Source organism: Roseicella aerolata, assembly GCF_020523605.1.
Lineage (GTDB): Bacteria > Pseudomonadota > Alphaproteobacteria > Acetobacterales > Acetobacteraceae > Paracraurococcus > Paracraurococcus aerolatus.
In genome coordinates, this window is sequence record NZ_JAJAQI010000039.1 from 46,023 (window position 1) to 58,282 (window position 12,260).

The following is a 12,260-nucleotide window of genomic DNA, read 5'->3' on the forward strand; positions in this document are numbered from 1 at the left end:
CGCCGCAGGAACGCCTACGCGAACCTCGCTCCGGGGGCCGCGGGGCAAGCCCCTCCCAACTCGCCCCGCGTCGAACGCGATTCCGTGGACGGGAGGGTAACCGGAATCACGCTTATTTTCCCTCGCCCAGGCGATCCGGATGGCGACCAGAAGATTCCAGCCTCCTTCCTATTGCGCTACCCTGCGCTTGAGGAGCAGTTCGCGTATGCGCTGATCGAGTCCTGCGCGAGCCAGTCGCCCGCCACGCGGAGCGAGTTCGTCAAATGCCTACCGAGAGGCTTCTACGCGTTCCTGGACGAGGCCGTGCCAGCCAAGCGCCGTGGAATGTTCGGGCTTTCAAGCCTGACAACGCCGGTGGTGAACCAGTTCGTCACCTGGCTCGAGCGCGTCGATCCGAAGAGCGGCAAGGCGGTCTGGGCACCAAAGACGAGGAAGCAGCACCTTGCGCCGCTCACCAGGTTCGTGGAGGTCCTCAGGCGCAGTCGGTTCGCCTCCGACCTGGACCCCACGCTGCACATGCCGCGCGGCCTGTGGCCGGGTGCGCATCGGCAGCAGAAGCCAACCCGCATCATCCAGCGACAGGAGTTCGAGCGGATGTACCGCGCGTGCGTTGCGGAAGTGACGTCGGCGGTAAGGGCTTTCGCCGACGGGCAGAGGCTCATCGCAGCGAACCGGTGGCGCCTCCCTGTGGATGGGACCGCCCGGGGAGCGTATTCCGACATCGGAACCTGCCTCTCGGTCATCGACGACAGGTTCCCAGGCGTTGTTCCCACCGACGCCGGGCTCGCGCGCGTCGATCCTGCGCTCGCACGCGCCGTCGAGGAGATCCACGGGTCGGCGATGGTGCTGCGCCGCTTCCACCCGACGGCCCGCGATCTCGTCCCCTTCGTGCTCCTGCTTACCGTTCATTACGACTACAACCCGGAAACCATCCTCACCTGCGAGCAGGAGGACTTTCCCCGCGTCACCGTCCTCGGGAGAGAGAGGATCGGCGGCAGGGCCCTGAAGCGGCGCTCGGGGCGGAGGCAAATGCGCTCCCACGCCGTCACGGACGACATCGACAACTCGGCGACGCTCCTTGAGTTCGTCAAGATCTGGACGGAGCGCCTGCGCCGCGTTGCCGAGCCACACATCGCCACCCGGCTCTTCCTGTTCACGCTCGCACGAGGGTCGCGGGCCCCCCAGGCTTTCGCGTCACGGCAGAAGAGCAACGGCGATGCACGCTGGATCGCGGCACTGAATTCGTTCTGCAAAGACTACAACCTGCGCCGCTTCACCCTCAAGCAGGTCCGGCACACGGTGCACGACCACGCGCATGAGCTGTTCGAAGGCGATCTCCGCATGGTGGCGGCGATCGGAGGGCAGCGGAGCGCCCAGGTCATCAACGACCACTACATGTCCGATGCGGCCCGGGAGAGAAACCTGGAGCGCCTGTCCGGCGCGCAGGCCCTCATGCTGCGCGATCGGTCCATGCGCCATCGCGCCGACGCCAGGCGCGAGCGAGATGATGGCGGCGATCCGGGCGCCGCCACCCCGGGCTGGATCTGCCTCGACCCGTACTCCAGCCCCATGCACGGCGAGGTCCAGGGACGGCTGTGCCAAGCCTACGGACGCTGCCCGATCTGCCCGCACGCCCAGCTGGACACGACATCTCCCGTCGCCTGTGCAAGGGCACACGACCTACTTGCCCGCGTGGACGAGGCGCTGGCCGCCGTGATCTCCGAGGCCTGGCTGGCCCGGTGGGCGCAGGTCAGGCGACGGCTCGTCGACTACTGGCTCCCGCGCTTTCCCGAGTCCGTCCTGTCGGAGGCACGGACGCTGGACATGCGTCGTTTGCCTCCACTGGAGTGACCGATGCCGAGAACCACCGCCGAGATACTTGCCAGTTCTGACGCAGGGTTCCATCTCAGGCCAAGGGTTGGAAACCCGTGGATCTCGACCCGGAGCTGCTGGCGCGATCGACGGTGGATCCTCGACAATCCGGTACCGAGCCACCAGGCAAGCCAGTCGACCATCTCGTGGGATGCGGAACTCCGATGCGGGAGTCGCCTGACCGACCCCAGGCATGCCGCCTTGCTGGACGCCCTCAGGCGCCTGGCTTGGTCGCTGATCGCTGATGCGCGCGGCGGGCCCGCTCTGGCGCCCGCCAGCGCCGGAAGGCTGGGAGCCGCGCTCCGCTACCTTGCATCCTGGATGATCCAGAGGGGCTATGGCCACTTCGGACAGCTCGACGAGGACGCATTCCGGATCTTCCTCCAGGACCTCGCCGCGGACCTGGCCGGACAGGACGACCCAGGTGTCGAGGGCGACAACGAGGCATTCGAATCCGACGCGGATCTGCCGGAGGATGGACGCGCGGACGGCGACTTGGAGATAGAGGCGGCCCGCACCGCGGGGATCGGCTACTGGACAGCGTACTATCGCCTTCTGGTCTGGAGCTATCTCTGGCGCCAACGACCCGCCCTCGCGGAGGCGGGCCTGCCTATCCTGCCGTTCCAGCCGTTCGCGGACAGGGACTCGAGCATAGCCGCCATCTCGAAGCGGGTCGCAGTCAGGGCCCTCGGCTGGGTTCGCCCACTTCCGGATGAGGTCGCCGCGCCGATCATGGAGGCCGCCGTCAGGATGATCGGCAGCCCAGCGAACGACATCATTGCCATCCAGCGGGCCTACAACGAGTTCCGGAGATCCAACAGTGGGACCAACGCGGAGCAGACGCAGAAACGCAGAGCCTTCCTCGCCACCTTCCGGTTTTCGACGCTGCCTGGCGAGTCTGCACCTTGGCGACCGCCCCTGTCCACCGTCGCGCCCGGCGGGACCGTCGCCCGGGCAGAGGCATTGAAGGCCACGCTGGAGCTGCGCGAGCTCGTCAACAACGTGTGCGACGCGGCGGTGATCGTGCTCCAGTCGGCGGCGGGCCAGCGTATCGGAGAGATCTGCGGCCTGGAGGCCGGAACCGACGGGCAAGCGGGGATTCCCTCGTGCATCGAGGTCCGGAGGAGTCACAGTGGCCTGCTGGACCTGTTCCTGCTGAAGGGCAAGCTATACAAGACGCGTTCCGCGCCGGTGGACGCGGAGTGGCTCATCGGAAGCCGCCCGGTCGGAACCGACTTCCTGCCACCGCCCGTCCGTGCGGTTGAGGTGCTCGTGGAGCTGTTCAGGCCGTGGCGCGACCTCGCTGCGGACGAGAGGGCGAGCAGGTCACTGATCGTCACGTCCCGGGCGAACGGGCTCCCGTGGAAGCCGGGCACCGTCAACACCGTCACCAACCTGAACCTTCTGGACGGGCAGAAGAGGTTCGTCGAGAGGCACGTGGACCTTTCGCGCCTGCCCGACAGGAACCCGCGCGAGGAGGACCTTGCCCGGTACAGGAGGAGCCGCGGCAGGTGCATCAGGACACACCAGTGGCGGGCGACGTTCGCGCTCTACGTGAACCGGATCGACAACCGCCTCGTCCCGGCCCTGGCCCAGCAGTTCCACCACCTCTCGCTGGCGATGACGGAGGGCTACGTGGGCTCGGACCCGACGTTGCTCGGGGACTTCGACAGCTCCCTCATGCAGCGAACCGTCGACTTCTTCCTTCAGGCCACGCGCGAGAATCCCCCTGCGCTGGCGGGGCGCTTCGCCGAGATCATCGAGCGCTACCGCCCGGAGATCGCGGCCGTCGTCGGAGGCCGAACGGGCACGGATGCCCGCGTCGCGGTCGAGGAGTGGGTCGTGGAGCACGACCTCCGCATCTGGTTCGCCGCCCACGGAAAGTGCTTCATGGGCTTCAATCCGAAGGAAGCGCGGTGCCATGAGGTCGCGGGCACCACGAGCTGGAGGAACCAGAAGCCAAATTACGCGGCCCGCGAGACGAGCATCTGCGCAGGATGCAGCTGCTTCGCCGTCGACGGCGAGCACGGCGACTACTGGGAGACGCGGTACCGGGCGAACCAGGGCGCCTGGCTGGCCGCGGTGAACCAGGGAGACACGCGTGGGTACCGCGCCGTGCGCGCCAGGGCGGAGCAGGCGGCGGCGATGCTGCGGGCGCTCGGCCGGGAGTTTCCGCACGTGGAGGTGGCCGGTGCGGCGTGACAATGCCTGGCAGCCGCCGGAAGGCGTAGAGCGCGACTTCCTGGAGGCGCTCGAACGCCTCAAGGCGAAGAGGCCAACGAATCCCGAGTTGGCCCGCCTCGCGAAACTAGGGCGCCTGCGCATCACCATCTCGACCGTGGCCCGGGAGGCGGGGCGTTCGCGCACGCTCATCGGGCACGACGGCTGCCGCTACCCGCGCGCACGGGCGGCCGTCGTGGCGGCGATGGAGCCGGTAGTGGAACCCCGAACCACGGAGGACGCGTTGCTGCGGCTGCGAGAGGAAGTCGCAAACCTCCAGCGTGCCCTGAAGCTGCGTGACTCGGTCAACGCGGCCCTCGTGCTGCGAATGGCTCGGGTCGAGGAGGCGGCGAAGGAGAGAGTCGGACGCGCAGAACGGAGTGCCGAGCGGGAAGATCCAAACGTCGTCGCCGGACGCACGCTTCTTCCCCGGGGGCGAGTGGCCACGAAGCGCGGTGTCGCACGCGGCCGGTAGGGACGCTGAGCGACTTGCTGTTTGCCTCCAGTCCAACAACGATAGATTCCGCTCCCGGCCTGCGTCGCGCGAAAGGCGAGGACTCCGGCTGTGCCCCAGGCATCGGTTTCCCGTCCCGGGTTCCCCCATCGACAAGCATCCGACGGGCCGGGCGCCGGTATGCTACCTCGTGGTCACCGGCCTGCCACGTCGACAAGCCCCGGTCCGCCTCTGCCACCGCCGGGCCCATTCCGGCCCGGAGCCGAACCGACAGGCGTACTCACGGGTCGGCTTTCCTCCCGCGGCGCGGCGCGGGCGCCTCGACGCAGCCCGCTGGATTGGCGGGGGCGTCACGTCCCGCCTCGTCGCCGCCGGATGGTTCGGGGCCGGTGCCGCCAAGGAGGACCCCGTTGTCGCCGTGCGCGACAGACCGTGAGGGATCACCGCCCTCCTCCGACGGCATCGGACACAGCCAGTCAGACGGGCTCCCGCGCACCACCAGTACGCCTCCCATGAAGCGCTCCGAACTCTGAGCGAGTTCCACGCCACGGCGGCGCAGTGCCTCAATGATGGCGACGACACTCGAAAACTTCGTGTCGCGGGATGCGCCCTCGAGGCCTCGCACGGTGCTCAGGCTCACCCCGGCCGCTGCCGCGAGGTCTTCCTGGCTCCACCCGGCGAGGGCGCGCGCGGCTATGAGTTGACGGGCGTGGAGCATTCGGACGCGGGCACCCAAGCGAAGGATTCGAGGGTTTTCTTTGCACGCTCCCGGCGTGCCCGCTCCCTGGAATTCTCTTCGGCCCGGACGAATCCTTTTGCGCTATATTATATTCCTCTCGCGACCTTTTATGATGCTTTAGCGTTGACCCGTTTGGCCGGGCGCGCCATCCTCGCCACGTCGCATCGGTCCGAGCGGCCGCGACTCGGCACCCGGCGAGGCCAAACTCGATGCGTGAACCTCATCTGAGGAACCGACCGCAGGGCGCCGCCGCCAGCTGGGGCCCAGTTGGTCCGAGTGAGGCCGTCACCGGCCGCCAACCTCGACGGACCGGCTGCGGCCCATAGTGGCCTAGGCCGAAAGGCAGACGGGGGTGCCAGATGGCTGGTGGTAACGGGTTGACGCGAGCGGTAATGGACCCCTGGTGCCTCGTGGAGCTCGCCGATGGCTCCGAGGCCCTCTTCGGGTTCGCCATCGAGCACGGGGGAACCGGCGGCCTCTCGTGGGTCCTCAGCACCTCCGTCGTCTGGCTGGACGCGGAGGCTGGCCGGGCACGCACCCTCAGCGGGAGACGCTACACGCTGGGTCGCCGCGTCACCGCGATGGAGTTGCCCACCGAAGAGGCCCGGATCGCGTTCGCCCTGCTGGTGACGCCACACCTCGACGTCCACACCGCCACGCCGCCGACCACTGGCGACCCCGCCACCGGCGCGGCCTGGGTGGCCGCGTGCAAGATGTCGCGGCATCTGAATGTCGCGCCCCCGCCGCTCCACGATCCCGCGGCCGTGCGGGACTTCCTCGGCAGCAACATGGAGCGATACATGCTGGCGCGCGCGGGCCGGAGGCCGTCCTGATGCGGCCAGAGCTGGAGGAACTCCTACGGTCGAGGTTTCCGGTACTCTACCGGTATGGCGCAGGGCGCCGTGACAGCGGTCCGAAGCAGTTCAGCCCCGACCTCGGGGACGGCCGGTTCGCCGTCCTGTCGGCGGTGTCCGGCGTGCTCGAGCGGCACGTGGACCAAGCCGGGCTGGACCAATTCCAAATACAGCGGATTGCGCCGCGGCGTGGCGGCATGCACCTCTACTGCAGCGGGGGAGACCACTTCGCACGGGGCGCGACCGACGCCGCGTTGCACATGAGCCTCGCCCTGAGCGAGCTGACCGGGAGGCCCGGCAGGCTGATGTTCAACGAGCGCGGTGAGTACTGCACGATTGCTCCGGGCGAGTTGGACGGCTGCGAGCCCGTGTCGGCCCGAGCCATGCGGCCCTATCGGCCGCCGGTCGGTGCAGGCGGACGGCGGGCTCTCACATTGCTCGGACAGCGATGGGGACACCTCGTGGACCAGGACATCGATGTCCCGCCGGGTTGGGCGGACGTCGTCGACGTCCTCCTGACGGCGTTCGCCAACACGCCACATCTGGTGGGCTGCGTTCGCGCTTGGCACGGTGGTGCCGTCAGTCAACTCGCCGTCGCCTGGGACACGGCGCATTCGTCCCCTTACCAGGACGGCGTCGTTACCTTTGCCGTCAGCATGGCTGCGCTGATCGATCCCGTCACGGGTGCCTGCGGGCCGGTGGACGACAACGGGTCTCCGGAATGGTGGAGACGCCTGGCAGGCGGGCACGGCACGGTGCCTGTCCCCTGGGGCGGCTACGATGGCGATGGCGCCTGGCGCTCCCGCGTGGACAGCACTCCAGGGCCAGCACCTGGTCATCCTTCGGGCTCGCTGATCGTCGCCGACCATCGCGAGGCAGGCGACATGCAGATCAGCCTCAAGCCGACTGTCGCCCAGGCCATGCGCGAGGCGGCGCGCCAGCGAGGCGCTCGCGGCTGCGCGGCGCTGATGGCCGAGTTGCTGGGGCTGCCGCCAGCCGAACCTCCCGTCGTCAGCGCCGAGGGCCAGGATGGCAATGTGAACGCCGGGACAGGCGAGAACAGAGAACTCGGCGCGGAAGCCCTCGCAGCCATTCACCTCCTCGCCTCGGCGGCGCATACCCAGCTCGCCATGGCGGCGGACACCGCACGCGGCACCGCAGTCGGGGCGGCCACTCAGGTGGCGTGCCTGGCCGTCGGCGCCCTGCGGGACCACATCGGCGCGGAGCTGGTGACCGCCAACCGACCAGCGTCGGAACGCTAGCTCGATGGCGATCCGGGCCTCATTCCGGTTCTCGATGCCAATGGGGTCCTCCCACGCGGCTGCCACGGCCGCCGTCACCACGCGAGAGCATGCATGCGGGCAACCTCAGGTCGGCGAGGCGAACGCGCTTGGGACGCCCATGGGCGGTGTGCCTGATGGGCTGGCGCATGTCTGCCGCCGTCATCGCTGGCTTCGTGGCGGCCAGCCTGTCCGTCAGATGCGCAGTGGGCTCTCTCGGTTCCGGAAGTGCTTCCGGCGCACTGCTGCTTTCCATCCTCATCATGTGGATCGTGGGGATTGCGACCACTGCCTTCGGCGCCGGTGGCATCGCTTTCTATGGGCTCGGGCTGGCCGAGCTCTGGTGGTGCGACCGGCGGCGCCGCAAGGAAAGGGCGGATCCGCGGTGACACGGGTTTCGTCAGATCCGCCGTCCGCCGCCGTCGGCCCGACCGAGATCGATGCCCTCCGCCGGTTCCGCCGCGCGGTCGAGGACGCGTTCCCCGGCCGCCTGCGGTCGCTGGTCCTGCTCGGCTCGCGTCCCCGCCGCGACCACGAAGCGGGCCGCGATTGGGAGGTGGCCGTCCTCATCAAGGGCTTCGACCGCGACCGAGAGGGGCGCCGCCTGAGCCTCGTCGTGGCCCCCTTCCACCACGACGGCTTCACCATCTCGCCGATCGGTCTGCCTGTCGACCGGCGCGGCGTCAGCCCAGAGCTGCTAGCCGACATTGACCGCCAGGGAACGCACCTCCCGTCGGTGCGGCGGCCCGGCGAGTTGCTCCGCGAGGAGCCTCGGCTGGCCGACTTCGTGGCCCTGGCCAGGGAGCGCCTATCCGCCCGGGAGGTATGGGTCTTCGGCTCCAGGGCGCGTGGGGACCAGCGGCCCGACAGCGACTGGGATCTCCTGGTGATCCTGCCCGACGACCTGCCTGAGGATGGGGGCGAGCCGGTGCGCCTTTGGCGGCTCGGCCGGGACGCTGGCCTCGTGGCGGACGTCCTCGCCGTGCGGGAGACGGAGGCGCGCGAGGCCCGCGCCGTCCAGTCCACGCTCATGTACGAGGTCGGGCTGGAGGGCGTGCGCATCGACCTCGCCTGCCCAGCCTCGCCAGACGTGGCAGGAGGCAACATCCATGCGTGACGCCCTCGAGCAGCTGCTGTTCCGTCGCTACCCGGGCTTCTACGTGGGGCGCCACATGCCCCTGACCGAGAACCTGATGGGGTTCGGCTTCACGCACGGGGACGGCTGGTTCGCCATCGTCGACGTTCTGAGCGGCCTCGCCACCCAGGTGATGGACCGAACCGGCAAGCGAATCATCGCCTCCCAGGTCAAGGAGAAGCTCGGTGGGCTCCGATTCTACATGCGGCGAGCCGACGATTTCATAGGCTACGCGAGAGCCTTGGGCGAACGCTACAGCTACAGGGTGAGCGAGCTGTCGGGTCGCCCCGGTGTGCTGCAGATCGGCGACGGCCATTACTGCACGCTGGCTCCCGGCGAGCGCGCCGGGTACGGCCCGGTCGAGCCAAGGGACACTCCTCTGCTCGGCGTGGGCGAGCCGGGCGCGCTGGACCGGCTGCGGGAGGGATACCAGCGCGTTGACAAAATGCCCCCGCCCCAGGGGCAGCACAACATGTTGCGGCAGTCGGGAGCTATATGGTCCCACATACTGTGGCGCTGAGCACGGCAGCCGATTTTGTCAACGGGCTGATACGGCGCCCTCCTGCCCGGCGGCATCGACGTGCTGGACGGCTGGGTCGACCTGGTCCAGGAGTTCATCCACGAGGAGGTGGGGTTCCCGGCCAGGCGGAGCGCTCGACAGGGAATGGCCGAGCTGAGGTCCATCGCCACCGCTCCGGACGGTGCACTCGCCATCGCGTGGACCGGCGAGCCGACTCTCGAGCAGCAGGGCCGCGCCGCATTCGTCCGGGCCATGGCGAGCCGTGTCGATCCCGTGTCCGGTGCGGTCGGGCCGGTGGACGACGCCGGAGTCCCGGAGTGGGCCCGGTGAGCGCGGCCGAGCACCGGGCGGGCTCGACGTCCCGCCCGGCCGTGCGGGCCAAGGACAGTGGTGACCCATGAGCGTGCCCTGGGACCGCCTTCCATCGGTCGTCGGCGAAGCTGGCGCCGAGATGCTCCGGCGGTTCCGCGCCACCGTCGAGGACGCCTTTCCTGGCCGCCTCCGCGCAATGGTCCTTTTCGGGCCGCGGGCGCGCGGGAACGGCGGGCCGGACAGCGACTGGGACGTCGCACTCTTCATCGAGGGCTTCGAGCGCGACCGCGAGGGCCGACGCCTGAACCTGCTCACCGTTCCCTTCCATGACGAGGGCTTCCCCGTCTCGCCGCTCGGCCTGCCCGCCGACCCCACGCAGGTCAGCCCGGAGCTGCTGGCGAGCGTCGACCGGGACGGCATCCCGGTACCCGGTCCGCAGGGCCTGACGTTCGAGGAGTTCTGGTACTGGGAGCGCGACGAGCCCGACCTGCACGAGCTGGTCGACCGGCAACCGGTCCGCCTCCCGGACGCCCGCCAGGCCAACCGCCGAGGCATGCGCGGGAGGCTTGCCGCCACAGTGGCCCATGGCGGCGACATGGACGCAGGTCAACGGTGGCTCAAACGCCCGCACGACGAGCTCGGCGGCGTGCCGCTGCACCTTGCCCTGGAGGACTGGCGCGGCCTCGTCAGGGTGCTGCGGCTGCTGGAGGCGAGGTCGCCGGGCTGCACCGCCTATGACCCGGAATCGGCGCCGTTCCCCGTCGGTTGCAGAGGCGACAGCCTCCTGCGGGAGGCCGAGCGCTTCGCCGCGCTCGAGGCGCGCCGCCGATGACGGGGCGCGACGGAATGGACCCCCTTCACCTGCCGCGGCCGCTGCCGGGTTCGCCGGTGTGGTCCGCGTCGCCGGGCCCCGCGCGACCGCGGCGTGGTGGGGTCACCGGCCCCTCCCCTCGTGACCGGAGCGGTTGGCCCCTGATCGCTGTCCAGCGCCCCCGCGTCAGGGCGGGCGGCTCCACCGGCGGTGAGGTGGCCCGACGGGCGCAGCGGCGTGGCGCGGCGCGACGAGGGCAACGACAGGGGGGATGGTGGACATGCTTCAGAGGCGGAGAGAACGCAGGCGGCGGAGGCGCCTCGTGCCGCGGCCACGCCGTGGCCCCACCGTCAACTCGGACCTGCGGGCGGCCCTCCAGCGGGTCCAGCGCCGCCGGGCCGACACCCGCGCCGCCGGGCAGGAGCCGCCAGGCCTGGAGCCACGGGCGACGGAGCTGCGGAAGCGGGGGCGGGCCGCAGGCCTGCTGGGCCGACGGCGGATGGTGACGCTGCACGTCAGGCTTGCCGTGGACCTCGTCGAGAGCGTGCTCTGGAGCAGTGGCGCTCGGACGATCCAGGAGGTGGTCGAACTGGCGCTGCTCAACATGCTCCTCAACCACATGCCCGCGGCGGTGGGCGGAGGAAAAGGCGGCGCGGTACGCTTCTGGACGCGGTCCCACATGCGCCGTCTTGCGAGAAGAGGTCGCCCATGACGTGGCGCTTCGCGTCGCCCCGGTCCTCGGCCAACGGGCCGGTGCCGGATGCTGGCATCCGGGAGCGGGTGCAGTGATGCGGCCCATCCTGTTCCTCGACATTGACGGCGTGCTGCTCTCTGGCCGAGCATGGCTGCTGCCTGCCAACCTCAGCCTGCAGGCCAGGGGCACGGGGCTGACGAGACGGCAGTCGACCGAGATGATCGGGCGCGATGCGGTCTTCGACCCCTGCGCCATCGCCCTGCTCGCCCGGATCTGCGAGGTGACCGGCGCGCAGGTCGTGGTGGCCAGCTTCTGGCGGTACACCGTTGGCCTCGAGCAGACCCGCGCCAAGCTGCAGGAGCAAGGATTCCCGTCAGGCCTTCTCCACGAGGACTGGGCCTGCCCCATGGCCCGTTTCAGCTCGCCGGATAAGGGCGCCGACATCTCCCACTGGCTCGAGGAGCGCGGTGTTGCCCAACACGGCACCTGGCTCGTGCTCGATGACGAGGACGTCGTGCCGGGCGCGACCCTCAGGACCAATGCACTGGACGGGCTGGGGGTACGAGACGCCGCGGCCGCCGTGCGGTTCTTCGACAGCATCGATGCAGGGCTCGGCGTTGGCCCTCTTCCAGAGGAGAACATGGAGCAGGTCGTCCGGGCTTTCGGAGGAGACCGGGTCGAGGCGTGCCGCTGGCTCGAGGGTGCCGACAGCCGGGAACCGCGGCGCCACCGGCCCTCGGCCCTGCTCAGCCGAGGTGAGCGCGAGGAAGCCCTGCGCCGCTTGACGGTTGCGGCCGCCACCCACGCCGCGCGCAAGCGCGAGATGGACCATGCACTGGACGTGCTGCTCGGCCGTAACGAGGCGGAGGAGGACCAGGATTCATGACCCTCGAGGACGCGGTTGGTCCCGTCGGTGCGGTGCACCTACAGGGATTCGCCAGTGCAGCGGCGAAGGCATTCCCCGGCTTGGTGGAACAGGTTGTGCTCCTTCTGCCGGTGCGCCCGGCTCCGGACTTCCCCCATCAGGTCGCGGTCGTCCTGCGGATGCAGCCGTGCGCGCAGGAGGAGGAGAAGGCCGCCCTCAGGAAGGCGCACACCGAATTCGAGCGGGCGGCGCTGCCCGCGACCATGGAGGGCCACGCAATCACTGTGTACGTCGTCCCCAGCTACGCCCGGGACTGGGTCTCCCGGCACTTTCCGGACCGCGCCATGGCCGTCGAGGTTGGAAAGGAGAACCGATGACCTCGGGGTGTTGATTGCCACTGAGAGCTGACCCGGTTTGGGGTTAAGTTGCCACTGAGAGTTGACCCATGTTCGGACGCTAGCCTCGGGCCTTTGGTCGGGGGCGGTGGGAGTGTTGGACATGGCG

Annotated in this window: 14 protein-coding genes; 13 read left to right on the plus strand and 1 reads right to left on the minus strand. The window is 69.6% G+C overall.

The window, feature by feature from the left end:
- Window positions 1-84: 84 nt before the first annotated feature.
- From LHA35_RS21280 to LHA35_RS21290, 3 genes are all read left to right on the plus strand, one after another.
- Window positions 85-1,851 (plus strand): hypothetical protein, encoded by a 1,767-nt coding sequence (locus LHA35_RS21280; protein ID WP_226611808.1) that lies wholly within the window; start codon window positions 85-87, stop codon window positions 1,849-1,851.
- A gap of 342 nt (window positions 1,852-2,193) precedes the next feature.
- Window positions 2,194-4,074, plus strand: coding sequence for a hypothetical protein (locus LHA35_RS21285; protein WP_226611809.1), 1,881 nt, complete (start codon window positions 2,194-2,196; stop codon window positions 4,072-4,074).
- Window positions 4,064-4,567, plus strand: coding sequence for a hypothetical protein (locus tag LHA35_RS21290; protein WP_226611810.1), 504 nt, complete (start codon window positions 4,064-4,066; stop codon window positions 4,565-4,567). The genes LHA35_RS21285 and LHA35_RS21290 overlap by 11 nt, the downstream gene beginning before the upstream one ends.
- A 259-nt stretch (window positions 4,568-4,826) precedes the next feature.
- Here the strand turns inward: LHA35_RS21290 and LHA35_RS21295 are convergent, their stop codons facing one another.
- Window positions 4,827-5,282, minus strand: a complete 456-nt coding sequence (locus LHA35_RS21295) for a helix-turn-helix domain-containing protein (protein ID WP_408902382.1) — start codon at window positions 5,280-5,282, stop codon at window positions 4,827-4,829.
- A 413-nt stretch (window positions 5,283-5,695) separates the two neighbouring features.
- On the opposite strand from LHA35_RS21295, the gene LHA35_RS21300 reads away from it, so the two are divergent.
- The 10 genes from LHA35_RS21300 to LHA35_RS21345 all read left to right on the plus strand — a co-directional run bounded on the left by LHA35_RS21300 (window position 5,696) and on the right by LHA35_RS21345 (window position 12,133).
- Window positions 5,696-6,118, plus strand: a complete 423-nt coding sequence (locus LHA35_RS21300; protein ID WP_226611812.1) for a hypothetical protein — start codon at window positions 5,696-5,698, stop codon at window positions 6,116-6,118.
- Entirely contained in the window at window positions 6,118-7,401 is a 1,284-nt protein-coding gene (locus LHA35_RS21305; protein ID WP_226611813.1) for a hypothetical protein, read from the plus strand. Before LHA35_RS21300 ends, LHA35_RS21305 begins: the two co-directional genes overlap by 1 nt.
- Before the next feature lie 167 nt (window positions 7,402-7,568).
- Entirely contained in the window at window positions 7,569-7,808 is a 240-nt protein-coding gene (locus tag LHA35_RS21310; RefSeq protein ID WP_226611814.1) for a hypothetical protein, read from the plus strand.
- Window positions 7,805-8,536 carry a nucleotidyltransferase domain-containing protein gene (locus LHA35_RS29025; RefSeq protein ID WP_226611815.1) on the plus strand — a complete coding sequence of 244 codons (732 nt, stop codon included), beginning with the start codon at window positions 7,805-7,807 and terminating at the stop codon, window positions 8,534-8,536. The genes LHA35_RS21310 and LHA35_RS29025 overlap by 4 nt, the downstream gene beginning before the upstream one ends.
- The gene (locus LHA35_RS21320) at window positions 8,529-9,074 is read left to right on the plus strand and encodes a hypothetical protein (RefSeq protein ID WP_226611816.1); all 546 of its coding nucleotides are present in this window, start codon (window positions 8,529-8,531) and stop codon (window positions 9,072-9,074) included. The genes LHA35_RS29025 and LHA35_RS21320 overlap by 8 nt, the downstream gene beginning before the upstream one ends.
- 60 nt (window positions 9,075-9,134) lie before the next feature.
- Window positions 9,135-9,404, plus strand: a complete 270-nt coding sequence (locus tag LHA35_RS21325; protein WP_226611817.1) for a hypothetical protein — start codon at window positions 9,135-9,137, stop codon at window positions 9,402-9,404.
- 67 nt (window positions 9,405-9,471) lie between these two features.
- Window positions 9,472-10,218 carry an antitoxin Xre/MbcA/ParS toxin-binding domain-containing protein gene (locus LHA35_RS21330; RefSeq protein ID WP_226611818.1) on the plus strand — a complete coding sequence of 249 codons (747 nt, stop codon included), beginning with the start codon at window positions 9,472-9,474 and terminating at the stop codon, window positions 10,216-10,218.
- Between the two features lie 478 nt (window positions 10,219-10,696).
- On the plus strand, window positions 10,697-10,909 hold the full coding sequence (locus LHA35_RS21335) for a hypothetical protein (protein ID WP_226611819.1): 213 nt from the start codon (window positions 10,697-10,699) through the stop codon (window positions 10,907-10,909).
- A gap of 76 nt (window positions 10,910-10,985) precedes the next feature.
- Window positions 10,986-11,777 carry an HAD domain-containing protein gene (locus tag LHA35_RS21340; RefSeq protein WP_226611820.1) on the plus strand — a complete coding sequence of 264 codons (792 nt, stop codon included), beginning with the start codon at window positions 10,986-10,988 and terminating at the stop codon, window positions 11,775-11,777.
- On the plus strand, window positions 11,774-12,133 hold the full coding sequence (locus tag LHA35_RS21345; RefSeq protein WP_226611821.1) for a hypothetical protein: 360 nt from the start codon (window positions 11,774-11,776) through the stop codon (window positions 12,131-12,133). Before LHA35_RS21340 ends, LHA35_RS21345 begins: the two co-directional genes overlap by 4 nt.
- Window positions 12,134-12,260 lie beyond the last annotated feature (127 nt).